Origin of the sequence: Streptococcus sp. ST14, from assembly GCF_046098195.1 — a bacterium.
GTDB lineage: Bacteria > Bacillota > Bacilli > Lactobacillales > Streptococcaceae > Streptococcus.
In genome coordinates, this window is the sequence record NZ_JBJUSF010000003.1 from 49762 (window position 1) to 75064 (window position 25303).

General features: G+C 42.6%; 29 protein-coding genes, 2 pseudogenes and 1 other annotated feature. Of the genes and pseudogenes, 29 read left to right on the forward strand and 2 right to left on the reverse strand.

All coding sequences use genetic code 11. From position 1 onward, the window contains the following. Window positions 1-52 precede the first annotated feature (52 nt). A pseudogene (locus ACIY19_RS01610) lies at window positions 53-124 on the reverse strand (AraC family transcriptional regulator); the annotation flags it as partial. Between ACIY19_RS01610 and ACIY19_RS01615 the strand changes: the two are divergent. From ACIY19_RS01615 to ACIY19_RS01695, 17 genes are all read left to right on the forward strand, one after another. Beyond that, complete coding sequence (locus ACIY19_RS01615; RefSeq protein ID WP_295588923.1) at window positions 117-1025, forward strand: LysR family transcriptional regulator; 909 nt, start codon at window positions 117-119, stop codon at window positions 1023-1025. The pseudogene ACIY19_RS01610 and the gene ACIY19_RS01615 sit on opposite strands and share 8 nt — an antisense overlap. Further along, window positions 1022-1483, forward strand: a complete 462-nt coding sequence (lspA, locus tag ACIY19_RS01620; RefSeq protein WP_409002523.1) for a signal peptidase II — start codon at window positions 1022-1024, stop codon at window positions 1481-1483. The genes ACIY19_RS01615 and lspA overlap by 4 nt, the downstream gene beginning before the upstream one ends. Next, window positions 1473-2372 carry an RluA family pseudouridine synthase gene (locus ACIY19_RS01625; RefSeq protein ID WP_409002524.1) on the forward strand — a complete coding sequence of 300 codons (900 nt, stop codon included), beginning with the start codon at window positions 1473-1475 and terminating at the stop codon, window positions 2370-2372. The genes lspA and ACIY19_RS01625 overlap by 11 nt, the downstream gene beginning before the upstream one ends. Window positions 2373-2473: 101 nt before the next feature. Beyond that, window positions 2474-3583, forward strand: coding sequence for a glutamate 5-kinase (gene proB, locus ACIY19_RS01630; RefSeq protein ID WP_409002525.1), 1110 nt, complete (start codon window positions 2474-2476; stop codon window positions 3581-3583). Window positions 3584-3592: 9 nt separating this feature from the next. Next, window positions 3593-4855 carry a glutamate-5-semialdehyde dehydrogenase gene (locus ACIY19_RS01635; protein WP_409002526.1) on the forward strand — a complete coding sequence of 421 codons (1263 nt, stop codon included), beginning with the start codon at window positions 3593-3595 and terminating at the stop codon, window positions 4853-4855. Between the two features lie 3 nt (window positions 4856-4858). After that, window positions 4859-5656: a pyrroline-5-carboxylate reductase gene (gene proC / locus ACIY19_RS01640; RefSeq protein ID WP_409002527.1), complete on the forward strand. Its 798-nt coding sequence runs from the start codon at window positions 4859-4861 to the stop codon at window positions 5654-5656. A gap of 120 nt (window positions 5657-5776) precedes the next feature. Beyond that, window positions 5777-6415 (forward strand): dTMP kinase, encoded by a 639-nt coding sequence (gene tmk / locus ACIY19_RS01645; protein WP_409002528.1) that lies wholly within the window; start codon window positions 5777-5779, stop codon window positions 6413-6415. Continuing rightward, window positions 6412-7302: a DNA polymerase III subunit delta' gene (locus ACIY19_RS01650; protein ID WP_261051912.1), complete on the forward strand. Its 891-nt coding sequence runs from the start codon at window positions 6412-6414 to the stop codon at window positions 7300-7302. The genes tmk and ACIY19_RS01650 overlap by 4 nt, the downstream gene beginning before the upstream one ends. 145 nt (window positions 7303-7447) lie before the next feature. Next, complete coding sequence (gene yabA / locus ACIY19_RS01655) at window positions 7448-7765, forward strand: DNA replication initiation control protein YabA (protein WP_000358229.1); 318 nt, start codon at window positions 7448-7450, stop codon at window positions 7763-7765. Between the two features lie 2 nt (window positions 7766-7767). Then, entirely contained in the window at window positions 7768-8646 is an 879-nt protein-coding gene (rsmI, locus tag ACIY19_RS01660) for a 16S rRNA (cytidine(1402)-2'-O)-methyltransferase (protein WP_001166866.1), read from the forward strand. Window positions 8647-8779: 133 nt separating this feature from the next. After that, window positions 8780-10114, forward strand: a complete 1335-nt coding sequence (gene trmFO, locus ACIY19_RS01665; RefSeq protein ID WP_409002529.1) for a methylenetetrahydrofolate--tRNA-(uracil(54)-C(5))-methyltransferase (FADH(2)-oxidizing) TrmFO — start codon at window positions 8780-8782, stop codon at window positions 10112-10114. Between the two features lie 83 nt (window positions 10115-10197). Continuing rightward, a complete protein-coding gene (pyrH, locus tag ACIY19_RS01670) occupies window positions 10198-10935 on the forward strand; it encodes a UMP kinase (RefSeq protein WP_000002996.1) in 738 nt (245 codons plus the stop codon). Between the two features lie 7 nt (window positions 10936-10942). Then, the gene (gene frr / locus ACIY19_RS01675) at window positions 10943-11500 is read left to right on the forward strand and encodes a ribosome recycling factor (RefSeq protein ID WP_001262235.1); all 558 of its coding nucleotides are present in this window, start codon (window positions 10943-10945) and stop codon (window positions 11498-11500) included. A gap of 59 nt (window positions 11501-11559) precedes the next feature. Next, window positions 11560-12414 carry an RNA-binding virulence regulatory protein CvfB gene (cvfB, locus tag ACIY19_RS01680; protein ID WP_033584032.1) on the forward strand — a complete coding sequence of 285 codons (855 nt, stop codon included), beginning with the start codon at window positions 11560-11562 and terminating at the stop codon, window positions 12412-12414. A gap of 11 nt (window positions 12415-12425) precedes the next feature. Then, entirely contained in the window at window positions 12426-12983 is a 558-nt protein-coding gene (locus tag ACIY19_RS01685; protein ID WP_125442782.1) for a GrpB family protein, read from the forward strand. A 45-nt stretch (window positions 12984-13028) separates the two neighbouring features. After that, window positions 13029-13244, forward strand: a complete 216-nt coding sequence (locus tag ACIY19_RS01690) for a YozE family protein (RefSeq protein WP_001232084.1) — start codon at window positions 13029-13031, stop codon at window positions 13242-13244. 84 nt (window positions 13245-13328) lie between these two features. Continuing rightward, complete coding sequence (locus ACIY19_RS01695) at window positions 13329-14324, forward strand: PhoH family protein (protein WP_409002530.1); 996 nt, start codon at window positions 13329-13331, stop codon at window positions 14322-14324. 56 nt (window positions 14325-14380) lie between these two features. On the opposite strand, the pseudogene ald reads toward ACIY19_RS01695, so the two are convergent. Beyond that, window positions 14381-15476: pseudogene (gene ald / locus ACIY19_RS01700) on the reverse strand (alanine dehydrogenase). A gap of 171 nt (window positions 15477-15647) precedes the next feature. Here ald and ACIY19_RS01705 point away from each other — a divergent pair. The 12 genes from ACIY19_RS01705 to ACIY19_RS01760 all read left to right on the forward strand — a co-directional run bounded on the left by ACIY19_RS01705 (window position 15648) and on the right by ACIY19_RS01760 (window position 25266). Continuing rightward, window positions 15648-16217, forward strand: a complete 570-nt coding sequence (locus ACIY19_RS01705) for a GNAT family N-acetyltransferase (RefSeq protein WP_409002531.1) — start codon at window positions 15648-15650, stop codon at window positions 16215-16217. A 66-nt stretch (window positions 16218-16283) separates the two neighbouring features. Further along, window positions 16284-16934 (forward strand): helix-hairpin-helix domain-containing protein, encoded by a 651-nt coding sequence (locus ACIY19_RS01710; protein ID WP_409002532.1) that lies wholly within the window; start codon window positions 16284-16286, stop codon window positions 16932-16934. Next, window positions 16918-19158 (forward strand): DNA internalization-related competence protein ComEC/Rec2, encoded by a 2241-nt coding sequence (locus tag ACIY19_RS01715; RefSeq protein WP_409002533.1) that lies wholly within the window; start codon window positions 16918-16920, stop codon window positions 19156-19158. The genes ACIY19_RS01710 and ACIY19_RS01715 overlap by 17 nt, the downstream gene beginning before the upstream one ends. 123 nt (window positions 19159-19281) lie before the next feature. Next, window positions 19282-19545 carry a hypothetical protein gene (locus ACIY19_RS01720; protein ID WP_409002534.1) on the forward strand — a complete coding sequence of 88 codons (264 nt, stop codon included), beginning with the start codon at window positions 19282-19284 and terminating at the stop codon, window positions 19543-19545. 32 nt (window positions 19546-19577) lie between these two features. Then, window positions 19578-20165 carry an ABC transporter ATP-binding protein gene (locus tag ACIY19_RS01725; RefSeq protein ID WP_164226012.1) on the forward strand — a complete coding sequence of 196 codons (588 nt, stop codon included), beginning with the start codon at window positions 19578-19580 and terminating at the stop codon, window positions 20163-20165. 3 nt (window positions 20166-20168) lie between these two features. Continuing rightward, on the forward strand, window positions 20169-21350 hold the full coding sequence (locus ACIY19_RS01730) for a hypothetical protein (RefSeq protein ID WP_409002535.1): 1182 nt from the start codon (window positions 20169-20171) through the stop codon (window positions 21348-21350). A 160-nt stretch (window positions 21351-21510) separates the two neighbouring features. After that, window positions 21511-21642 (forward strand) — a sequence feature (ribosomal protein L20 leader region). Window positions 21643-21657: 15 nt separating this feature from the next. Next, complete coding sequence (gene infC / locus ACIY19_RS01735; protein WP_000848180.1) at window positions 21658-22188, forward strand: translation initiation factor IF-3; 531 nt, start codon at window positions 21658-21660, stop codon at window positions 22186-22188. A 32-nt stretch (window positions 22189-22220) separates the two neighbouring features. Next, window positions 22221-22421, forward strand: coding sequence for a 50S ribosomal protein L35 (gene rpmI / locus ACIY19_RS01740; RefSeq protein ID WP_001125943.1), 201 nt, complete (start codon window positions 22221-22223; stop codon window positions 22419-22421). Window positions 22422-22472: 51 nt separating this feature from the next. Further along, a complete protein-coding gene (gene rplT / locus ACIY19_RS01745) occupies window positions 22473-22832 on the forward strand; it encodes a 50S ribosomal protein L20 (RefSeq protein ID WP_000124834.1) in 360 nt (119 codons plus the stop codon). Between the two features lie 57 nt (window positions 22833-22889). Further along, window positions 22890-23270 carry a VOC family protein gene (locus ACIY19_RS01750; protein ID WP_409002536.1) on the forward strand — a complete coding sequence of 127 codons (381 nt, stop codon included), beginning with the start codon at window positions 22890-22892 and terminating at the stop codon, window positions 23268-23270. A gap of 246 nt (window positions 23271-23516) precedes the next feature. Further along, window positions 23517-24317: a dihydroorotate dehydrogenase electron transfer subunit gene (locus tag ACIY19_RS01755; protein WP_409002537.1), complete on the forward strand. Its 801-nt coding sequence runs from the start codon at window positions 23517-23519 to the stop codon at window positions 24315-24317. Further along, window positions 24280-25266, forward strand: a complete 987-nt coding sequence (locus ACIY19_RS01760; protein ID WP_409002538.1) for a dihydroorotate dehydrogenase — start codon at window positions 24280-24282, stop codon at window positions 25264-25266. The genes ACIY19_RS01755 and ACIY19_RS01760 overlap by 38 nt, the downstream gene beginning before the upstream one ends. Window positions 25267-25303: the final 37 nt, after the last annotated feature.

A 25303-nucleotide genomic window follows, 5' to 3' on the forward strand; every position in this document is an offset into this window, starting at 1 on the left:
TACCCATAATTCTTTGTTACTAGTGTAGATGAATTTTATGAGCGACATTATTTTTCCTAAGTGGAAAATTTCTAAAATATGGTATAATGAACAGATAGAGAAGTTGGGGGTAAAAGATGAACATTCAACAATTACGCTATGTTGTGGCCATTGCCAATAGTGGTACTTTCCGAGAAGCTGCTGAAAAGATGTATGTTAGTCAGCCGAGTCTGTCTATTTCTGTACGCGATTTGGAAAAAGAGTTGGGATTTAAGATTTTCCGTCGAACCAGCTCAGGGACTTTCTTGACTCGTCGTGGCATGGAATTCTATGAAAAAGCGCAAGAATTGGTTAAAGGATTTGATATTTTTCAAAATCAGTATGCCAATCCTGAGGAAGAAAAAGATGAATTTTCCATTGCTAGTCAGCACTATGACTTCTTGCCACCAACCATTACGGCTTTTTCAGAGCACTATCCTGACTACAAGAACTTCCGTATTTTTGAGTCTACTACAGTTCAAATCCTAGATGAAGTAGCTCAGGGTCACAGTGAGATTGGGATTATCTATCTCAACAATCAAAATCAAAAAGGAATTATGCAACGGGTTGAAAAGCTTGGTTTAGAAGTTATTGAACTAATTCCTTTCCAGACTCACATTTATCTTCGTGAAGGGCATCCTTTAGCACAGAAAGAGGAATTGGTCATGGAGGACCTAGCGGATTTACCAACAGTTCGTTTCACTCAGGAAAAGGACGAGTACCTTTATTATTCAGAGAACTTTGTTGACACCAGCGCGAGCTCACAGATGTTCAATGTGACCGACCGTGCTACTTTGAATGGTATTTTGGAGCGAACGGATGCCTATGCGACAGGTTCAGGATTTTTAGATAGTGACAGTGTCAATGGAATCACAGTCATTCGTCTCAAGGATAATCTAGATAACCGCATGGTCTACGTCAAACGTGAGGAAGTGGAGCTTAGCCAAGCTGGGACTCTCTTCGTAGAAGTCATGCAAGAATATTTTGATCAAAAGAGGAAATCATGAAAAAAAGAGGAATAGTAGCAGTCATTATACTGCTTTTGATTGGGTTGGATCAGTTGATCAAAAATTATGTTGTCCAGCAGATTCCACTGGGTGAAGTGCGTTCGTGGATCCCCAATCTCGTTAGCTTGACCTACCTGCAAAATAGAGGGGCAGCCTTCTCTATGCTGCAAGATCAGCAGTGGTTATTTGCTGTCATTACACTGGTCGTTATGGTAGGTGCCATTTGGTATCTACATAAACACATGGAGGACTCGCTTTGGATGGTCTTTGGACTGACTCTGATAATCGCGGGAGGCCTAGGAAACTTTATTGACAGAATGAGTCAAGGTTTTGTGGTGGATATGTTCCACCTAGACTTTATCAACTTTGCAATTTTCAATGTGGCTGATAGCTATTTGACAGTTGGTGTGATTATTTTATTGATTGCAATGCTTAAAGAGGAAGTAAATGGAAATTAAAATTGAAAGAGGCGGACTCCGCTTAGACAAGGCTCTGTCAGACTTGACAGAATTGTCACGCAGTCTCGCTAATGAACAAATCAAAGCGGGACAAGTTTTGGTTAATGGCCAAGTCAAGAAAGCAAAATACACTGTCCAAGAGGGGGATGTCGTCACCTACCATGTTCCAGAGCCAGAAGTTTTGGAGTATGTAGCTGAGGACCTTCCTCTGGATATTATCTACCAAGATGAGGACGTCGCCGTTGTTAACAAACCTCAGGGCATGGTAGTTCATCCCAGCGCTGGCCATACCAGTGGAACCTTGGTCAATGCCCTCATGTATCATATCAAGGACTTGTCAGGTATCAATGGGATTCTTCGCCCAGGCATCGTCCACCGCATTGACAAGGACACGTCTGGTCTGCTCATGATTGCTAAAAATGATGAGGCCCACTTGGCACTTGCCCAAGAACTCAAGGACAAGAAGTCTCTCCGCAAATACTGGGCGATTGTTCATGGCAATCTTCCCAATGATCGTGGTGTGATTGAAGCGCCAATTGGCCGTAGTGAAAAAGACCGTAAGAAACAGGCTGTGACTGCTAAAGGAAAGCCTGCCGTAACACGCTTTCACGTCTTGGAACGCTTTGGAGATTATAGCTTAGTGGAGTTGCAACTGGAAACAGGGCGTACCCACCAAATCCGTGTTCATATGGCTTATATTGGCCATCCAGTCGCTGGGGATGAGGTCTATGGTCCTCGTAAAACCCTGAAAGGACATGGACAATTCCTCCATGCTAAGACTCTAGGCTTTACCCATCCGAGAACAGGTGAAACCTTGGAGTTCACAGCAGATATTCCAGAGATTTTTAAAGAAACGCTGGAAAGATTGCGTAAAACTGAGAATAGATAAAAGAGTTGAGATGCCTTGTCTCAACCTTTTTTATTTCAAGTCTTTTCTATTTTAAAGCATTCATGTTATAATGGATAAATATGAAGAATCGGAGTGAGAATATGAAGTACAAACGAATCGTCTTTAAGGTAGGGACCTCCTCCTTGACAAATGAAGACGGGAGTTTATCAAGAAGTAAAGTAAAGGCAATTACCCAGCAATTGGCTATGCTTCATGAAGCTGGACATGAGTTGATTTTAGTTTCATCTGGGGCAGTTGCCGCTGGCTTTGGAGCTTTGGGTTTTAAAAAACGTCCGACCAAGATTGCAGATAAACAAGCTTCCGCTGCAGTTGGTCAGGGACTTTTGTTGGAGGAATACACAACCAACCTCCTCATGCGCCAAATCGTTTCTGCACAAATCTTGCTGACACAGGATGATTTTGTAGATAAACGTCGCTATAAGAACGCCCATCAGGCCTTGTCCGTATTGCTTCATCGTGGTGCCATTCCTATCATCAATGAGAATGATAGCGTCGTTATTGATGAGCTCAAGGTTGGGGATAATGACACTCTAAGTGCCCAGGTAGCAGCTATGGTTCAAGCAGACCTATTGGTTCTCTTGACGGATGTAGACGGTCTCTATACTGGAAATCCCAACTCAGATCCAAGAGCTAAACGTCTTGAGAAAATCGAGACTATCAATCGTGAGATTATTGATATGGCTGGTGGAGCAGGTTCGTCTAATGGTACAGGTGGGATGTTGACTAAGATCAAGGCGGCTACGATCGCGACGGAGTCGGGTGTACCAGTCTATATTTGCTCGTCCATGAAATCAGATGCCCTGATTGAGGCAGCGGAAGAGACCAAGGATGGTTCTTACTTTGTTGCGCAAGAGAAGGGCCTTCGTACTCAGAAGCAATGGCTGGCTTTCTATGCTCAAAGTCAAGGAACGATTTGGGTAGATGGTGGAGCTGCAGAAGCACTTTCAAAAAACGGAAAAAGTCTCCTTTTATCAGGTGTGGTAGAAGTGGAAGGGAATTTCTCTTACCATGATATTGTCACAGTAGCAGATAAAGAAACAGGTCAATCTCTTGGAAAGGGACGTGTCCAATTTGGTGTCTCAGCCCTAGAAGATATGCTCCGTTCTCAAAAAGCTAAGGGAGTCTTGATTCACCGTGATGACTGGATTTCCATCACTCCTGAAATCCAGCTGCTCTTTACAGAATTTTAGAGGTGAAAAATGGTAAGAACACAAGAACAATTTGAACAGGTACAGGCTGTTAAAAAGTCAATCAATACTGCCAGCGAAGCAGTGAAAAACCAAGCCTTGCTAGCTATGGCTGATCATTTATTGGCGGCTGCTGAGGAGATTTTAGTGGCAAATGCCCTCGATATGGCAGCGGCCAAGGGGAAAATCTCAGATGTCATGCTGGATCGTCTTTATTTGGATGCAGGTCGAATCCAAGCCATGGCAAGAGGGATTCGTGAAGTGGTTGCTTTACCAGATCCTATCGGTGAAGTTTTAGAAACCAATTATCTTGAAAATGGCTTGGTTATCACAAAGAAACGTGTAGCTATGGGTGTTATTGGTATTATCTATGAAAGCCGTCCAAATGTGACGTCTGACGCGGCTGCCCTTGCTCTCAAGAGTGGAAATGCGGTTGTTCTTCGTAGTGGCAAGGATGCCTATCAATCTGCCCATGCCATTGTCACAGCTTTGAAGAAGGGCTTGGAGACAACTACTATTCACCCAGATGTGATTCAACTGGTGGAAGATATCAGCCGTGAAAGTAGCTATGCCATGATGAAGGCCAAGGGTTATCTAGACCTTCTCATCCCTCGTGGAGGAGCTGGCTTGATTAATGCCGTGGTTGAAAATGCTATTGTCCCTGTTATTGAGACAGGAACTGGGATTGTCCATGTCTATGTGGATAAGGATGCTGATGAAGACAAGGCACTAGCCATCATCAACAATGCTAAAACCAGTCGTCCTTCTGTCTGCAATGCTATGGAGGTTTTGCTGATTCATGAAGACAAGGCAGCAAGCTTCCTTCCTCGCTTGGAGCAGGTTCTGGTTGCAGATAGAAAAGAAGCTGGGTTGGAACCAATTCAATTCCGCTTGGATGAAAAAGCAAGTCAGTTTGTTTCAGGTCGAGCAGCTGAGGTTCAAGACTTTGACACTGAGTTTTTAGACTATGTCCTAGCGGTTAAGGTTGTGAGTAGTTTAGAAGAAGCGGTTACGCATATTGAAACCCACAGTACCCATCATTCGGATGCCATTGTGACGGAAAATGCTGAAGCTGCGGCTTACTTTACAAATCAAGTAGACTCTGCCGCGGTGTATGTCAATGCCTCAACGCGTTTCACTGATGGTGGGCAATTTGGTCTTGGATGTGAAATGGGGATTTCGACTCAGAAACTGCACGCGCGTGGTCCAATGGGCTTGAAAGAGTTGACCAGCTATAAGTATGTCGTTACTGGTGACGGACAGATAAGGGAGTAAGAGATGAAGATTGGATTTATCGGTTTGGGGAATATGGGAGCTAGCTTGGCTAAGGCTGTCTTGCAGGCCAAGACGGGTGATGACCTTCTCCTTGCCAATCGTAGTCAAGCAAAAGTAGATGCTTTCATTGCCGACTTTGGCGGTCAGGCTTCCAGCAATGACGAAATCTTCGCAGAAGCAGATGTGATTTTTTTAGGAGTAAAGTCAGCCCAGTTTTCTGAACTCCTTGCTCAATATCAGACCATCCTTGAAAAGCGGGAGAGTCTTCTTTTGATTTCCATGGCGGCTGGATTGACCTTGGGAAAACTGGCTAGACTACTTCCAAGTCAACACCGGATTATTCGCATCATGCCCAATACTCCAGTTGCTATCGGCCAAGGAGTGATTAGTTATGCCCTGTCAGCAAACTGTCGTGCCGAGGACGGTGAACTCTTTTGTCAATTATTGCCCAAGGCCGGTCTCTTGGTTGAGTTGGGAGATGGCTTAATCGATGCGGCGACAGGTCTCGCAGGTTGTGGACCAGCTTTTGTCTATCTCTTTATCGAGGCTTTGGCAGATGCGGGTGTACAGACAGGATTGCCACGAGAAATGGCTTTGAAAATGGCAGCCCAAACAGTAGTCGGCGCTGGACAAATGGTCCTCGAAAGTCAGCAACATCCTGGAGTCTTGAAAGACCAAGTTTGCAGCCCAGGAGGTTCGACTATCGCGGGTGTAGCAAGTCTGGAAGAACATGCCTTTAGAGGTACAGTCATGGCCGCAGTTCATCAAGCCTATAAACGAACACAAGAACTAGGTAAATAAGAGGTTGGATGACTCCCAGCCTCTTTTATGGTCGATTGAATGGAGAAGACGCAAAAAGATTGTCACAAAAACCTAATTTTTTGATAGAATAGAAGGTAGAAAAAAAGAAATGAGTTAGACATGTCAAAAGGATTTTTAGTCTCTCTTGAGGGACCGGAGGGAGCAGGGAAGACCAGTGTTTTAGAGGCTCTGCTCCCCATTTTAGAGGAAAAAGGAGTAGAGGTGCTGACGACCCGTGAGCCAGGTGGAGTCTTGATTGGGGAGAAGATTCGGGAAGTGATTTTGGATCCAAGTCATACGCAGATGGATCCTAAAACAGAGCTTCTTCTCTATATCGCCAGTCGCAGACAACACTTGGTGGAAAAAGTTCTCCCAGCCCTTGAAGCTGGCAAGTTGATCATTATGGACCGCTTCATCGATAGTTCCGTTGCTTATCAGGGATTTGGTCGTGGCTTGAATATTGATGCCATTGATTGGCTCAATCACTTTGCGACAGATGGCCTCAAACCTGATTTGACACTTTATTTTGACATCGAGGTGGAAGAAGGATTGGCTCGCATAGCAGCTAATTGTGACCGCGAGGTCAATCGTTTGGACTTGGAAGGTTTGGACTTGCACAAAAAAGTTCGTCAAGGTTACCTTTCTCTTCTAGAAAAAGAAGGAAATCGTATTGTCAAGATTGATGCCAGTCTTCCTTTGGAGCAAGTTGTGGAAACGACCAAGGCTGTCTTATTTGACAGAATGGGCTTGGCTAAATGAAACAAGAACAACTAAAAGCTTGGCAGCCAGACCAGTTTGACCGCTTTGTCCGTATCCTAGAACAAGATCAGCTCAATCACGCCTATCTCTTTTCAGGTTTCTTTGGAAGCTTGGAAATGGCGCAGTTTTTGGCTAAGAGCCTCTTTTGTACGGATAAAGTAGGCGTTCTACCATGTGAGAAATGCCGAAACTGCAAGCTGATTGAACAGGAAGAATTTCCCGATGTTACCTTGATTAAACCAGTCAATCAGGTCATCAAGACAGAACGTATTCGAGAATTGGTGGGTCAGTTTTCCCAAGCAGGGATTGAAAGCCAGCAACAGGTTTTTATTATCGAGCAGGCGGAAAAAATGCATCCCAACGCAGCCAACTCTCTGCTCAAGGTCATCGAAGAACCTCAGAGTGAAGTTTACATTTTCTTCTTAACTAGTGATGAGGAAAAAATCTTGCCGACAATCCGTAGTCGGACCCAGATTTTCCATTTTAAAAAGCAAGAAGAAAAGCTCATCCATCAATTAGAACAAGCAGGTCTGGTCAAGAAAAAAGCGACTCTCTTAGCCCAGTTTTGTCAATCACGAGCTGAAGCTGAAAAGTTGGTCAATCAGGCTAGTTTTTGGACTTTGGTGGATGAGAGCGAACGACTGCTGACCTGGTTATTAGCTAAGAAAAAAGAGAGTTATTTGCAGGTGGCTAAATTAGCTAGTCTGGCAGATGACAAGGAAAAACAAGATCAGGTCTTGCGAATCCTTGAAGTCCTCTGTGGGCAGGATCTCTTGCAAGCAAGGATTCGACAGATTTTACAAGATTTGCTAGAAGCTAGAAAAATGTGGCAAGCCAATGTCAGCTTTCAAAATGCCATGGAATATCTGGTCTTGAAAGAAATATAAACTCATACTCTTCGAAAATCAAATTCAAACCACGTCAACGTCGCCTTGCCGTACTCAAGTACAGCCTGCGGCTAGTTTCCTAGTTTGCTCTTTGATTTTCATTGAGTATTAAAAATGAACGATATAGAAAGGAAAGGGCTGGTTTATGGACAAAAAAGAATTATTTGACGCGCTGGACGATTTTTCCCAACAGTTACTGGTGACCTTGGCCGATGTGGAAGCCATCAAGAAAAATCTCAAGAGCCTGGTAGAGGAAAATACAGCTCTTCGATTGGAAAATAGTAAGTTGCGCGAACGCTTGGGCGAGGTGGAAGCAGATACTCCCGTCAAGGCCAAGCATGTTCGTGAAAGCGTCCGTCGGATCTATAAAGACGGTTTTCACGTATGTAATGATTTTTATGGACAACGCCGAGAGCAGGACGAGGAATGTATGTTCTGTGACGAGTTGTTGTACAGGGAGTAGGCATGCAGATTCAAAAAAGTTTTAAGGGACAATCTCCATATGGCAAACTTTATCTAGTGGCAACACCGATTGGCAATCTAGATGACATGACCTTTCGTGCCATTCAGACCTTGAAAGAAGTGGACTGGATTGCAGCTGAGGACACGCGCAATACAGGACTTTTGCTCAAGCATTTTGACATTTCCACCAAGCAGATTAGTTTTCACGAGCACAATGCCAAGGAAAAAATTCCTGATTTGATTGGTTTCTTGAAAGCAGGACAAAGTATCGCTCAGGTATCCGATGCGGGTCTGCCTAGTATCTCGGACCCTGGTCATGATTTGGTTAAGGCAGCTATTGAGGAAGAAATTGCAGTAGTGACAGTTCCGGGTGCCTCTGCAGGGATTTCTGCTTTGATTGCCAGTGGTTTAGCTCCACAACCACATATCTTTTACGGTTTCTTACCGAGAAAATCAGGCCAGCAAAAGCAATTTTTCGACTTAAAAAAAGATTACCCAGAAACTCAGATTTTCTACGAATCGCCCCACCGTGTATCAGATACATTGGAAAATATGCTAGAAGTCTACGGTGACCGCTCGGTAGTCTTGGTCAGGGAATTGACCAAAATCTATGAAGAATACCAACGAGGAAAGATTTCAGAGCTACTAGAAAGTATTGCTGAAACGCCACTCAAGGGTGAATGCCTTCTCATCGTTAAAGGCGCAAGTCAGGATGTGGAGGAAAAGGACGAGGAGGACTTGTTTTCAGAAATCCAATCTCGTATCCAGCAAGGCATGAAGAAAAATCAAGCCATTAAGGAAGTTGCGAAACTCTACCAGTGGAATAAAAGCCAACTCTACGCTGCCTACCACGAATGGGAAGAAAATCAAGAAAATGACTAAACAGGGAAGTTTGCCATCTTCCCTTTTTTTGTTATACTAGTAGAAGAAAAATTAGAAAGATTTGTGGGTGTCAAACAGTCTAGTAGCTTGTTTTGATATGAACTTAGGTTCCACCCAAAGAGGTATTAGTGTCGTGTCTCAATCTTATATCAATGTTATCGGTGCTGGTTTGGCAGGTTCTGAAGCAGCTTACCAAATCGCAGAACGCGGTATTCCAGTTAAACTCTATGAAATGCGTGGGGTCAAGTCAACACCTCAGCACAAAACAGACAATTTTGCTGAATTGGTTTGTTCCAATTCCTTACGTGGGGATGCTTTGACCAATGCAGTTGGGCTTCTCAAGGAAGAAATGCGTCGCTTGGGTTCTGTTATCTTGGAATCTGCTGAAGCTACACGTGTTCCTGCTGGTGGAGCCCTTGCGGTGGACCGTGATGGTTTCTCTCAAATGGTGACTGAAAAAGTGGCTAATCATCCCTTGATTGAAGTGGTTCGTGATGAAATTACAGAATTGCCGACTGATGTTATTACAGTTGTCGCTACTGGTCCTTTGACCAGCGACGCCCTAGCTGAAAAGATTCATGCCCTCAATGACGGTGATGGTTTCTATTTCTACGACGCTGCAGCGCCGATTATCGATGTCAACACCATCGATATGAGCAAGGTCTATCTCAAGTCTCGTTATGACAAGGGAGAAGCGGCCTACCTCAACGCTCCAATGACCAAACAAGAGTTTATGGATTTCCATGAAGCCTTGGTCAATGCGGAAGAAGCACCGCTCAATTCGTTTGAAAAAGAAAAGTACTTTGAAGGTTGTATGCCTATCGAAGTCATGGCTAAGCGTGGCATTAAAACCATGCTTTATGGTCCGATGAAGCCAGTCGGTTTGGAGTATCCAGAAGACTACACAGGACCTCGTGATGGCGAATTTAAAACCCCTTATGCAGTTGTCCAGCTTCGTCAGGACAATGCGGCTGGTAGCCTCTACAATATCGTCGGTTTCCAGACCCACCTCAAATGGGGAGAACAAAAGCGTGTCTTCCAAATGAATCCAGGTCTTGAAAATGCGAAGTTTGTTCGTTATGGGGTCATGCACCGCAATTCTTACATGGATTCACCAAATCTTCTCGAGCAAACCTATCGTTCTAAGAAACAGCCCAACCTCTTCTTTGCTGGTCAAATGACGGGTGTGGAAGGCTATGTTGAGTCAGCAGCTTCAGGATTAGTTGCAGGTATTAACGCGGCTCGACTCTTCAAGGGTGAAAGTGAAGCTATCTTCCCAGAGACCACAGCGATCGGAAGTCTAGCTCATTACATCACTCACGCTGATAGCAAACATTTCCAACCAATGAATGTCAATTTTGGGATTATCAAGGAATTGGAAGGCGAGCGTATCCGTGATAAAAAAGCTCGTTATGAAAAAATTGCAGAGCGTGCTCTTACCGACTTAGAGGAATTTTTAACGGTTTAATTTTTTTGAAAGAATTGCTCATGATACTATAAAAATCTTAGAAATTGTGATAAAATAGGTAGGATAAAAAAAGGAGAGTAAAAATGGCGAATCCCAAGTATAAACGTATTTTAATCAAGTTATCAGGTGAAGCCCTTGCCGGTGAACGTGGCGTAGGGATTGATATCCAGACAGTTCAAACAATCGCAAAAGAGATTCAAGAAGTTCATAGCTTAGGTATCGAAATTGCCCTTGTTATTGGTGGAGGAAATCTCTGGCGTGGGGAACCTGCTGCAGAAGCAGGAATGGACCGTGTTCAGGCCGATTACACTGGAATGCTTGGGACCGTGATGAATGCTCTTGTGATGGCAGATTCATTGCAACAAGTTGGTGTCGATACGCGTGTGCAAACAGCCATTGCTATGCAACAAGTGGCAGAACCTTATGTACGTGGACGTGCTCTTCGCCACCTTGAAAAAGGCCGCATCGTTATCTTTGGTGCTGGTATTGGTTCACCTTACTTTTCAACAGATACAACAGCAGCCCTTCGTGCAGCTGAAATCGAAGCGGATGCCATTCTTATGGCTAAAAATGGCGTAGACGGTGTTTATAATGCCGATCCTAAGAAAGACAAGACAGCTGTTAAGTTTGAAGAATTGACCCACCGTGATGTTATCAATAAAGGTCTTCGTATCATGGACTCAACAGCTTCAACCCTCTCTATGGACAACGACATTGACTTGGTTGTCTTTAACATGAACCAACCAGGCAACATCAAACGTGTCGTATTTGGTGAAAATATCGGAACAACAGTTTCAAACAATATCGAAGAAAAGGAATAAGAAAATTATGGCTAACGCAATTGTAGAAAAAGCTAAAGAGAGAATGACCCAGTCTCACCAATCACTTGCTCGTGAATTTGGTGGTATCCGTGCCGGTCGTGCCAACGCAAGCTTGCTAGACCGTATCCACGTAGAATACTACGGAGTCGAAACTCCTCTTAACCAAATCGCTTCAATTACCATTCCAGAAGCGCGTGTCTTGTTGGTAACACCATTTGACAAGTCTTCATTGAAAGACATCGAACGCGCCTTGAACGCTTCTGACCTTGGTATCACACCAGCTAATGACGGCTCTGTGATCCGCTTGGTTATCCCAGCTCTTACAGAAGAGACTCGTCGTGACCTTGCTAAAGAAGTGAAGAAGGTTGGTGAAAATGCTAAAGTGGCTGTCCGCAATATCCGCCGTGATGCTATGGACGAAGCTAAGAAACAAGAAAAAGCAAAAGAAATTACTGAAGATGAATTGAAGACTCTTGAAAAAGATATTCAAAAAGTAACAGACGACGCTGTGAAACACATCGACGACATGACTGCCAATAAAGAAAAAGAAATCTTGGAAGTCTAAAAATAAACAGAAAAACTCAGTTGGCATTGCTGGCTGAGTTTTATTCGAAAGAAGGAAATATGAACACAAATCTTGCAAATTTTATCGTTGGACTCATCATCGATGAAAATGACCGTTTTTACTTTGTGCAAAAGGATGGTCAGACCTATGCTCTTGCCAAGGAAGAAGGTCAGCATACGGTAGGTGATACAGTCAAAGGTTTTGCTTACACAGATATGAAGCAAAAACTCCGCTTGACTACTCTAGAAGTCACTGCCACTCAGGACCAATTTGGTTGGGGAACCGTAACAGAAGTTCGTAAGGACTTGGGCGTCTTTGTCGATACCGGTCTACCTGATAAGGAAATCGTTGTGTCACTCGATATCCTCCCTGAGCTCAAGGAACTCTGGCCTAAGAAGGGTGATAAACTTTACATCCGCCTTGAAGTGGACAAGAAAGACCGAATCTGGGGACTCTTGGCGTATCAGGAAGACTTCCAACGTCTGGCGCGTCCTGCTTACAACAACATGCAGAACCAAAACTGGCCAGCCATTGTTTACCGCCTCAAGCTATCAGGAACTTTTGTATACCTACCAGAGAATAACATGCTTGGTTTCATTCACCCAAGTGAGCGCTATGCAGAGCCACGTTTAGGCCAAGTGCTAGATGCGCGTGTTATCGGTTTCCGTGAAGTGGACCGTACCTTGAACCTATCCCTCAAACCACGTTCCTTTGAAATGTTGGAAAATGATGCTCAGATGATTTTGACCTATTTGGAAAGCAATGGCGGTTTTATGACCTTGAATGATAAGTCATCCCCTGAGGATATCAAGGCAACCTTTGGTATTTCTAAAGGTCAGTTCAAGAAAGCACTTGGTGGCTTGATGAAGGCTGGTAAAATCAAGCAAGACCAGTTTGGGACAGAGTTGATCTAGGCCTTATAGACATGAAAAAGAAACTTGAAGAAATGAGTTTAGAGGAACTCTGGCAACTTTTTCCTATTTTTCTAGTAGAGCACAAGTCAGAGTGGAAAGACTGGTATGAATTGGAGAAAACAAGTCTTAAAAAAATATTGGGTGCAAATGTTATTAAAAGAATAGAACATATCGGTAGCACTGCTATCCCTAATATTTGGGCCAAAAATATCGTTGATATTCTGCTAGAAGTAGGTAGAATAGAGGATTTAGCAAGAGTTAGGGATTTATTGGTGAAGAATGGTTGGTTAGTGATGTCGGAGAGTCCTAATAGGATTTCGCTAAATAAAGGATATACAGAGCAGGGATTTGCTGAGAAAGTTTTTCATTTACATTTGCGAATGACGGGAGATCATGACGAGATTTATTTTAGAGATTATCTCTGCCAGCATTCAGATATTGCCCAAGCGTATCAGGAATTAAAACTCAGTTTGTGGAAAAAATTTGAACACAATCGAGACGCCTATACTGATGCGAAAACGGATTTTATAAACCACTACGTTTCAGAGGCTAAGTCCAGTAATTTTTAAAAATCAGAAAAGTTTCATCAAAAAAAGTCTTGATAGGAGAAAGAATTGAGAAAATCATTTTACACTTGGCTCATGACCGAGCGCAATCCTAAAAGTAACAGTCCCAAAGCAATCTTGGCAGACCTCGCTTTTGAAGAGTCAGCCTTCCCAAAACACACAGATGATTTTGATGAGGTGAGTCGCTTTTTGGAAGAACATGCCAGTTTCTCTTTCAACCTAGGAGACTTTGACGCTATCTGGCAAGAATACTTAGAACACTAGCATGATTCATTGGGTTTGGGCTAGTAATTTCTCCACCCCTTTGCTATAATAAAAAGAAATAAAAGGATTAGAGAGGTTCTTTATTTGAAGGAACATTCAATAGACATTCAACTGAGTCATCCAGATGACTTGTTTCATCTTTTTGGTTCCAATGAACGCCATCTTCGTTTGATGGAAGAAGAGCTTGATGTGGTGATTCATGCTCGTACGGAGATTGTGCAGGTTTTGGGAGAAGAGACTGCCTGTGAGGAAGCCCGTCAGGTTATTCAGGCTTTGATGGTCTTGGTAAATCGTGGGATGACAGTTGGCACGCCAGATGTGGTGACTGCAATTAGTATGGTCAAAAACGATGAAATTGACAAGTTTGTCGCCCTTTACGAAGAAGAAATCATCAAGGATAATACAGGGAAGCCTATTCGTGTCAAAACTCTAGATCAAAAGCTTTATGTGGATAGTGTCAAACAGCACGATGTGACCTTTGGAATTGGGCCAGCAGGGACAGGGAAGACCTTCCTTGCAGTGACCTTGGCAGTGACTGCCCTTAAACGTGGGCAAGTCAAACGAATTATCCTGACACGCCCAGCGGTGGAAGCAGGAGAGAGTCTAGGTTTTCTTCCGGGTGATCTTAAAGAGAAGGTAGATCCTTACCTTCGACCTGTTTATGATGCCTTGTATCAGATTCTGGGGAAAGACCAGACTACTCGTCTCATGGAGCGTGAAATTATCGAGATTGCTCCCCTTGCCTATATGCGTGGACGGACTTTGGATGATGCCTTTGTCATTCTCGATGAGGCGCAAAATACGACCATCATGCAGATGAAGATGTTTTTGACTCGTTTAGGCTTTAATTCTAAGATGATTGTCAATGGAGATATCAGTCAGATTGACCTTCCGCGTAACGTCAAGTCTGGTCTGATTGATGCCCAAGAAAAACTCAAGAACATCCATCAGATTGACTTTGTTCATTTTTCAGCCAAGGATGTGGTTCGCCATCCTGTTGTCGCTCAGATTATCCGAGCTTATGAACCAGCTCCAGTTAAAAATGAAGAGAGTGAAGAAGTCCAAGAAGAAATAGAATAGCAAAAAAGAGCAGTTCAGGTGGAATTGCTCTTTCTTTTATCTGATAATTAGATTTTTTATACTAGTTCATCAATTGGAGTATGTTTTTTATCGAGACCTTGGGCTACTGGAAGACTGGTTAAGTAACCTTGATAAGTGGTAACACCTTGGCGCAAGCCCTCGTCTTCAGCGATTGCTTGTGAGAATCCTTTACCAGCCAAAGCTTCGATATAAGGAAGAGTGACATTGGTTAGAGCGATGGTTGAAGTACGGGCTACAGCACCGGGGATATTGGCAACGGCATAGTGGAGTACACCGTGTTTTTCATATACAGGATCATCGTGTGTTGTCACACGGTCAGCTGTCTCGATAACGCCACCTTGGTCAACGGCAACGTCAACGATGACAGACCCTGGACGCATTTGCTTGACCATCTCATCTGTCACCAATTTTGGTGCTTTGGCACCTGGGATGAGAACCGCTCCGATCACCACATCCGCATCTCTCACACTGGCTTCGATGTTGAGCGAATTGGACATAAGGGTTTGGATTTGATGACCAAAGACTTCTTCGAGGATTGAAAGACGTTTAGCACTGATATCAAGGATGGTCACTTGCGCTCCCAATCCTAAAGCGATGCGGGCAGCATGGGTCCCTACGACACCACCACCGATGATGGTTACTTTCCCTTTAGGTACACCCGGTACACCACCCAGTAGAACGCCAGAACCTCCTGCTTGCTTAGTTAGGAAATGAGCACCGATTTGGACTGCCATACGGCCTGCAACCTCACTCATAGGTACGAGAAGTGGTAACTGACCTTGGGAATCACGAACAGTTTCATAGGCAATCCCAGTTGTTTTTGTTGCTAGCATAGCATCTGCTAATTCGCAAGTAGGTGAAGAGAAGCAGGTCGTCACGTAAGTAACCATATTCAGAAGTTAATGGTTCTTTTACTTTCACGACTAACTCTGCAGCCCAAGCTTCACCAGAAGTAGCGACAATCTCAGCTCCTTGCTTTTGATAGTCATCATCAGTAAATCCTGAACCGAGACCAGCATTTGTTTCGATAAGGACGCGATGACCACGACCGACTAAGCTGTGGACACCAGCAGGTGTGAGGGCAACACGGTTTTCATTATTCTTAATTTCTTTTGGAATTCCGATTAACATAGAGAAAAACTCCCTTTCTATTGACGGGTTGTAAATGATTTATCACAATTATCTATAAAATAAGGTGATGATTTTATTCTATATGAAACCGCTTTAAAAAGCAAGAAAAACTTGTTGTAACTTCTTTTTTATGCTAGACTGGTAGAAAATACTTTTGAATGGTAGAAACGTATGGAATCAATCTTTTTAAAACTAGCCCAGTATCCGTCTATAGAAACGGAGCGCTTATTGCTTAGACCTGTAACCTTGGATGATGCGGAAGCAATGTTTGACTATGCCTCGGACAGAGAAAATACGCGCTACACTTTTCCAACCAATCAAAGCTTGGAAGAAACCAAGAATAACATTGCTCAGTTCTACTTGGCCAATTCCTTGGGACGGTGGGGAATAGAACTAAAAAGCAATGGTCAGTTTATTGGAACCATTGACTTGCAAAAGATTGATCCTGTTCTTAAGAAGGCAGCTATTGGCTACATTATCAATAAAAAGTATTGGAATCAAGGATTAACGACAGAAGCCAATCGTGCTGTGATTGAGCTAGTTTTTGAGAAGATAGGGATGAATAAGTTGACCGCTCTTCATGATAAGGATAATCCCGCATCTGGAAAGGTCATGGAGAAATCAGGCATGCGTTTTTCACATGCAGAACCATATGCTTGTATGGACCAGCATGAAGAAAGCCGAATCGTGACAAGAGTTCACTATGTCTTGACCAAGGAAAACTATTTTGCAAATAAATAAGCAGTTGAAAAGAAATTTTCGACTGTTTTTTCTTCCTCTTACGAATAATATAAGAGAGGAGAAAATATGGAAGCAATTATCGAGAAAATCAAAGAGTATAAAATCATTGTCATCTGTACTGGTCTGGGCTTGCTTGTAGGAGGATTTTTCCTGCTAAAGCCAGCTCCACACACACCTGTCAAGGAAACGAATTTGCAATCAGAAGTTGCAGCTGTTTCCAAGGATTCATCGACCGAAAAGGAAGTGAAGAAGGAAGAAAAGGAAGAACCCCTTGAACAAGACCTAATCACAGTAGATGTGAAGGGGGCTGTTAAATCGCCAGGGATTTATGATTTGCCTGTAGGTAGTCGAGTCAATGATGCTGTTCAGAAGGCAGGTGGCTTGACAGAGCAAGCAGATAGCAAGTCGCTCAATCTAGCTCAGAAAGTTAGCGACGAGGCTCTGATTTACGTTCCAACTAAGGGAGAAGAAGCAGCTAGTCAGCAGACTGCTTCGGGGACTACTTCTTCAACAAACAATGAAAAGAAGGTCAATCTCAACAAGGCTAGTCTGGAAGAGCTTAAACAGGTCAAGGGATTAGGTGGCAAACGAGCTCAGGACATTATCGACCATCGTGAGGCAAATGGCAAGTTCAAGTCGGTTGAGGAACTCAAGAAAGTCTCTGGCATTGGTGCCAAGACCATAGAAAAGCTAAAAGATTATGTTACAGTGGATTAAGAATTTCCCCATTCCCCTAATTTACCTGAGTTTTCTATTGCTATGGCTTTATTACGCTATTTTCTCAGCATCCTATCTAGCGCTGTTGGGTTTCGTTTTTCTGCTAATCTGTCTTTTTTTCCAATTTCCTTGGAAATCTGCTAGCAAAGTTCTAGTGCTTTGCGGAATCTTTGCCTTCTGGTTTCTGTTTCAAAATTGGCAACAGAGTCGAGCGAGTCAACATTTGGCGGATTCTGTTGAGATTGTACGGATTTTGCCTGACACTATTAAGGTTAATGGTGATAGTTTGTCCTTTCGTGGTAAGTCTCATGGACGCATTTTTCAAGTCTATTATAAACTCCAGTCCGAGGAGGAGAAAGAAGCCTTTCAAGATTTAACAGCTCTTCATGAGATAGAACTAGAAGGAAAACTTTCGGAACCAGAAGGGCAAAGAAATTTTGGTGGCTTTGACTACCAAGATTATCTGAAGACTCAGGGAATTTACCAGACTCTCAATATCAAAAGAATCCAGTCGCTTCAAAAAGTTGGCAGTTGGGATATAGGAGAAAATCTGTCCAGTTTACGTCGAAAGGCTGTAGTTTGGATTAAGACGCATTTCCCAGACCCTATGCGTAATTACATGACAGGGCTCTTACTAGGACATCTGGATACGGACTTCGAGGAGATGAATGAGCTTTATTCCAGTCTAGGAATTATCCACCTATTTGCCTTGTCGGGCATGCAGGTAGGCTTTTTCATGGATGGATTTAAGAAACTTCTCTTACGATTGGGCTTGACCCAAGAAAAGTTGAAGTGGCTGACTTATCCCTTTTCCCTTATCTATGGAGGGCTGACAGGGTTTTCAGCTTCGGTCATTCGCAGTCTCTTGCAAAAGTTACTGGCTCAACATGGTGTTAAGGGCTTGGATAATTTTGCCTTGACGGTGCTTGTCCTCTTTATCATCATGCCCAAATTTTTCCTGACTGCAGGAGGAGTCTTGTCCTGCGCATATGCTTTTATCTTGACCATGACCAGCAAAGAAGGGGAGGGGCTCAAGGCTGTTGCCAGAGAAAGTCTAGTCATTTCTTTGGGCATCTTGCCCATTCTATCCTTCTATTTTGCGGAATTTCAACCTTGGTCCATTCTTTTGACCTTTGTCTTTTCCTTTCTATTTGACTTGGTCTTCTTACCGCTCTTGTCTATCTTATTTGCCCTTTCCTTTCTCTATCCAGTTATTCAGCTGAATTTTATTTTTGAATGGTTGGAGGGAATGATTCGCTTGGTATCACAGGTGGCAAGTAGACCTCTGGTCTTTGGACAACCCAATGCATGGCTGTTGATACTACTATTAATTTCTTTGGCTTTAGTCTATGATTTGAGAAAAAACATTAAAAAGCTAACGGTATTGAGCTTATTGATTACAGGTCTCTTTTTCCTGATCAAGCATCCACTGGAAAATGAAATTACCATGCTGGATGTGGGGCAAGGCGAAAGTATTTTCCTAAAGGATGTAACTGGTAAGACCATTCTCATAGATGTCGGTGGTAAGGCAGAATCTGATAAGAAAATTGAAAAATGGCAAGAAAAGACGACGACCAGTAATGCTCAGCGAACCTTAATTCCCTATCTAAAAAGTCGAGGAGTAGCCAAGATTGACCAGATGATTTTGACAAATACGGACAAGGAACATGTTGGAGATTTGTTGGAGGTGACCAAGGCTTTCCATGTAGGCGAAATTTTAGTGTCCAAAGGCAGTCTAAAACAGAAGGAATTTGTGGCAGAACTACAGGCGACTCAAACCAAGGTGCGTAGTGTGTCAGTGGGAGAGAACTTACCCATTTTTGGAAGTCAGTTAGAAGTTCTATCTCCAAGGAAAATGGGAGATGGCGGTCATGAAGATTTCCTGGTTCTGTATGGGAAAGTCTTGGATAAGCACTTTCTCTTCACGGGAAATTTGGAGGAGAAAGGAGAGAAGGACTTGCTGAAGCACTATCCTGACCTAGAGGTGGATGTTTTGAAAGCTAGCCAACATGGCAATAAAAAATCATCAAGTCCAGCCTTTCTAGAGCAGCTCAAACCAGAGCTTACTCTTATCTCAGTTGGAAAGAACAATCGAACCAAACTACCTCATCAGGAAACTTTGACACGACTGGAAGGTATCAATAGCAAAGTTTATCGGACTGACCAGCAAGGAGCTATAAGCTTTAAAGGGTGGAATAGTTGGAAGATTGAAAGCGTTCGATAGGAGGAAAAAATTAAAAAATGTTAAATATTATTAAAATAAATCCAAAAAACTATTGCATAACAGATAAGAAAATGATATAATTAAAGCGCTTTCGAAAGTAAATATATTAGTGAGGTGAAAACCATGAGAAAATCAGCAAAAGTCGTTTTATTAGCTAGTTTGTTATCTATTGGTCTTTTTCAGTCCAGTGTATCTGCTAAGACCGTTCTTAAAAGTTATCGCTATGACTGGAATACCTACTATAGGTCTCGTATGAATTACCATGCATATAATTATAATGTCATTCCGGAGTGGTCTAATTATCACGGCTATTCTGAGTATAAAGTTGGCGGAGGCTGGAACTACGATCGTTATGAGGTAGTAAATCGTTACAGCGGAGGCTATTAATCCTTAAAGAGTGAGAAAAAGGAGGACTAGCTATGTTGCAGCTTACTCATGTGACCTTAAAAACGCGACAAGTCATTTTACAAGATGCGGATTTTACCTTTAATAAAGGCAGGGTTTATGGTGTTCTCGCTATCAATGGCTCTGGAAAGACGACACTGTTCCGCGCCATTAGCAACTTAATTCCCATAAGTAGTGGAAATATCGCAGCTCCTCCTTCTTTATTTTATTATGAGAGCGTTGAATGGCTGGATGGAAACTTAAGTGGGATGGACTATCTTCGCCTTATAAAAAACATCTGGAAGTCAGGGCTGAACTTGGGGGATGAAATTGATTACTGGGAAATGTCTGATTATATCAGCCTTCCCATTCGCAAGTATTCCTTAGGCATGAAGCAACGTTTGGTGATTGCCATGTATTTCCTCAGTCAGGCCAAATGCTGGCTCATGGATGAGATTACAAATGGCTTAGACGAGTATTATCGGCAGAAATTTTTTAATAGGCTGGCACAAATCAATAGGCAAGAGCAGCTGGTTCTTTTAAGTTCCCACTATAAGGAAGAGTTGGTGGAGATTTGCGATAGCATGGTAACCATTCGTCAGGGGCAGATAGAAGAGGCTTAGTTTATGAAAGATGTTAGTCAATTTTTATTAAAAAAAGTTTTCAAAAGTCGCTTAAATTGGATTATCTTAGCTTTATTTGCATCTGTACTCGGTGTTACCTTTTATTTCAATAGCCAGACTGCAAACTCAGTCAGCTTGGAGACTAGGTTGGAAACTCATCTTGCAGCCAACGAGAGAGCTATCAATGAAAATGAAGAGAAACTCGCTCAAATGTCTGATACCAGCTCGGAGGAATACCAAATTGCTAAAAGTAATTTAGACTCGCAAAAAAATCTTTTGACGCAAAAGAAAGAAATTCTAACTTTACTAAAAGAAGGGCGCTGGAAAGAAGCCTACTATTTGCAGTGGCAAGATGAAGAGAAGAATTATGAATTTGTATCAAATAACCCGACTTCTAGCTCTGACTTAAAAATGGCGGTTGACCGCGAACGGAAGATTTACCAAGTCCTATATCTCTTAAACATAAAAGCCCACAATTTAGATTATCCGACCCACGGGATTGATCAGATTGTCTGGATTTTAGAGGCTATCATCCCAACCTTGTTTGTGATTGCTATTATTTTCATGCTAACGCAACTATTTGCAGAAAGATATCAAAATAATCTCGATACAGCTCAGTTATTTCCATTTTCAAAAGTGACATTTGCCATGTCCTCTCTTGGAGTTGGAGTGGGTTATGTAAGTGTGCTGTTTATCGGAATCTGTAGCTTTTCTTTTCTAGTGGGAAGTCTGATAAGTGGTTTTGGACAGTTAGATTATCCCTACCCGATATATAGCTTAACAAATCAAGAAGTAACTATTGGGAAAATACAAGATGTGTTATTTCCTAGCTTGTTACTAGCTTTCTTAGCTTTTATCGTCATTGTGGAAGTCGTCTACTTGATTGCTTACTTTTTCAAGCAAAAAATGCCTGTCCTTTTTCTTTCACTCATTGGGATTGTTGGCTTATTGTTTGGTATCCAAACCATTCAGCCTCTTCAAAAGATTGCACATCTGATTCCCTTTACTTACTTGCGTTCAGTGGAGATTTTATCTGGAAGATTACCTAAGCAAATTGATAATGTCAATCTAAATTGGAGTATGGGGATGTTCTTACTTCCTTGCCTGATTATCCTTTTGTTAGTGGGGATTCTATTTATCGAAAGATGGGGAAGTTCACAGAAAAAAGAATTTTTTAAGGCTTAGTTTTCCTATAGGGAAAATAAGTAAAAACTAACATAGAGAGGGAATCAACTTGGTTCTCTCTTTTTGATGCGTAAACCAAGTCAAAATACAAACAGAAACTTTTCAAAAAAATAACTTTTTATCTTGACAAGAGCTAGAAAACTTGGTATCATATAAAAGTTGAGAAAAGCAGAAGTGAGAGCTTCTCGCCTTGTGACATTAAGTTGCCTGGCCCTACGGATGAAAAGTTTCTAAGAAACGCTATCATAACGTGCGGGCTTGTATATTTACGAGTCCGCTATTGTTTTTCTCTAATAAAACAAAAGAGGTGAAAACCATAGCAAAGCAAGACTTATTCATCAATGATGAGATTCGTGTACGTGAAGTTCGCTTGATTGGTCTTGAAGGAGAACAGCTAGGCATCAAGCCACTCAGTGAAGCGCAAGCTTTGGCTGATAATGCTAATGTTGACCTAGTGTTGATTCAACCCCAAGCCAAACCGCCTGTTGCAAAAATTATGGACTACGGTAAGTTCAAATTTGAGTACCAGAAGAAGCAAAAAGAACAACGTAAAAAACAAAGTGTTGTTACTGTGAAAGAAGTTCGTCTAAGTCCAACTATTGACAAGGGTGACTTTGATACAAAACTTCGCAATGCACGCAAATTCCTTGAAAAAGGAAATAAAGTTAAGGTATCTATTCGCTTTAAGGGTCGTATGATTACCCATAAAGAGATTGGTGCAAAAGTTTTAGCCGAGTTTGCTGAAGCAACTCAAGATATTGCCATCATCGAACAACGTGCTAAAATGGATGGACGTCAAATGTTCATGCAATTGGCGCCAGCGACTGACAAAAAATAATTGTCAGAAAGTTAAATAAAGGAGAAAAAATCATGCCAAAACAAAAAACACACCGCGCATCAGCTAAACGTTTCAAACGTACAGGTTCTGGTGGACTTAAACGTTTCCGTGCTTACACTTCTCACCGTTTCCACGGAAAAACTAAGAAACAACGTCGTCATCTTCGTAAAGCATCTATGGTGCATTCAGGAGACTACAAACGTATCAAAGCAATGCTTACTCGCTTGAAATAATAGCTTGACTGTAAGTAAACAATTCTAGGAAATATTTGGAGGAAATAAAACATGGCACGTGTTAAAGGTGGCGTTGTATCACGCAAACGTCGTAAACGTATTCTTAAATTAGCAAAAGGTTACTATGGAGCTAAACACATCTTGTTCCGTACTGCAAAAGAACAAGTAATGAACTCTTACTACTATGCATACCGTGACCGTCGTCAAAAGAAACGTGACTTCCGCAAATTGTGGATCACACGTATCAATGCGGCAGCTCGTATGAACGGACTTTCATACTCACAATTGATGCATGGTTTGAAATTGGCTGAAATCGAAGTTAACCGTAAAATGCTTGCTGACTTGGCTGTTAACGATGCAGCAGCTTTCACAGCTCTTGCAGATGCAGCTAAAGCAAAACTTGGTAAATAATAATTGATAAGACTGGAACAGGATTGTCCCAGTCTTTTTAAAAATAAAGGAGAACATATGGCTTCAAAAATGCTACACACTTGCTTGCGAGTAGAAAACCTTGAAAAATCAATCGCATTTTATCAAGATGCTTTTGGTTTTAAAGAGTTGCGTCGTAAGGATTTTCCAGATTATGCCTTCACCATTGTCTATCTAGGACTTGAGGGTGATGACTACGAGTTGGAATTGACCTATAACTATGACCACGGACCTTATGTGGTAGGAGATGGCTTTGCTCATATCGCCCTCAGTACACCTGACCTCGAGGCACTTCATCAAGAACACAGCAACAAAGGCTATGAGGTTACAGAGCCCAAAGGCCTACCAGGTAACCCACCAAACTATTACTTTGTCAAGGATCCTGATGGTTACAAGGTCGAAGTGATTCGTGAAAAATAATCCTGTACAGTCAAGTAGAATGTTCGTTTTCTACTTGACTTTTTTACTTTGAAAGAGTATACTAATACAAATTTAACCTTTAAGGGGAGTCCAGAGAGACTCACAAGGTGTCAGATAAAAGGGATAGGGAACTCTCTGTGGAGACTTTTTAAGTGTGCGCATGAGTTCTGTCCTATCTCGACTGAGACCTTGCATTAGCAAGGTCTTTTCTTTATCTGGTCCCCTTAAAATTTAAGGAGGAAAATCATGAATCCCACATGTAAGAAGCGTATGGGTGCGATTCGTTTGGAAACCATGAAGGTGGTAGCACAAGAGGAAATCGCTCCAGCAATTTTTGAATTAGTCCTAGAAGGGGAAATGGTTGAAGCTATGCGAGCAGGCCAATTTCTCCATCTGCGCGTGCCTGACGATGCCCATCTCTTGCGTCGTCCTATTTCAATCTCATCTATTGACAAGGCAAACAAGCAGTGTCGCCTCATTTATCGGATTGAAGGTGCTGGGACCGCTATTTTTTCAACATTAAGTCAGGGTGATACACTTGATGTGATGGGACCTCAGGGAAATGGTTTTGACTTGTCTGACCTTGACGATCAGAGCAAAGTTCTCCTCGTTGGTGGTGGGATTGGTGTTCCGCCCTTGCTTGAGGTGGCTAAGGAATTGCATGCGCGTGGGGTGAAAGTAGTGACAGTCCTCGGTTTTGCCAACAAGGATGCTGTGATTCTCGAAACAGAATTGACCCAATATGGTCAGGTTTTTGTTACGACAGATGATGGTTCTTATGGCATTAAGGGAAATGTGTCAGTCGTCATCAATGACTTAGACAGTCAATTTGATGCTGTTTACTCATGTGGAGCTCCTGGAATGATGAAGTACATCAATCAAAAATTTTATAATCACCCAAGAGCCTACCTATCTCTAGAATCTCGTATGGCTTGTGGGATGGGGGCCTGCTATGCCTGTGTCCTAAAAGTCCCAGATAGTGAAACCGTCAGCCAACGTGTCTGTGAAGATGGCCCTGTTTTCCGCACAGGAACAGTTGTATTATAAGGAGAAAATCATGACTAGAAATCGTTTACAAGTTTCTCTCCCTGGTTTGGATTTGAAAAATCCGATTATTCCAGCATCAGGCTGTTTTGGTTTTGGCCAAGAGTATGCCAAGTACTATGATTTGGACCTTTTAGGCTCTATTATGATCAAGGCGACGACACTTGAACCCCGTTTTGGCAATCCTACTCCCAGGGTTGCAGAGACACCTGCTGGTATGCTCAATGCAATCGGCTTGCAAAATCCTGGTTTAGAAGCTGTTTTAGCTGAAAAGTTGCCTTGGCTGGAAAGAGAGTATCCTACGCTTCCCATCATCGCAAATGTTGCAGGCTTTTCAAAACAAGAGTACGCTGCCGTTTCTCGAGGAATTTCTAAGGCTGCAAATGTAAAAGCGATCGAGCTCAACATCTCTTGTCCGAATGTGGATCACGGCAATCATGGACTTTTGATTGGGCAAGATCCGGATCTAGCTTACGAAGTGGTAAAAGCAGCTGTGGAAGCCTCTGATGTGCCAGTTTATGTTAAGTTAACCCCTAGTGTAACGGATGTTGTCACCATCGCCAAAGCCGCAGAAGATGCGGGAGCAAGTGGCTTAACCATGATCAATACTCTAGTCGGTATGCGATTTGACCTCAAAACCAGAAAACCAATCTTAGCCAATGGAACAGGTGGAATGTCAGGCCCAGCAGTTTTTCCGGTCGCCCTCAAACTCATTCGCCAAGTAGCCCAAACCACAGACCTTCCCATCATTGGAATGGGGGGAGTGGATTCTGCTGAAGCAGCGCTAGAAATGTATCTGGCTGGTGCCTCTGCCATCGGAGTTGGAACAGCAAACTTTACCAATCCTTACGCCTGTCCTGACATTATCGAAAATCTGCCAAAAGTCATGGACAAATATGGCATTAGCAGCTTGGAAGAACTCCGTCGAGAAGTCAAAGCCAGTCTGAGATAAGCTAGGTCTTCCTTATCGTCAACAAGACATAGAATCT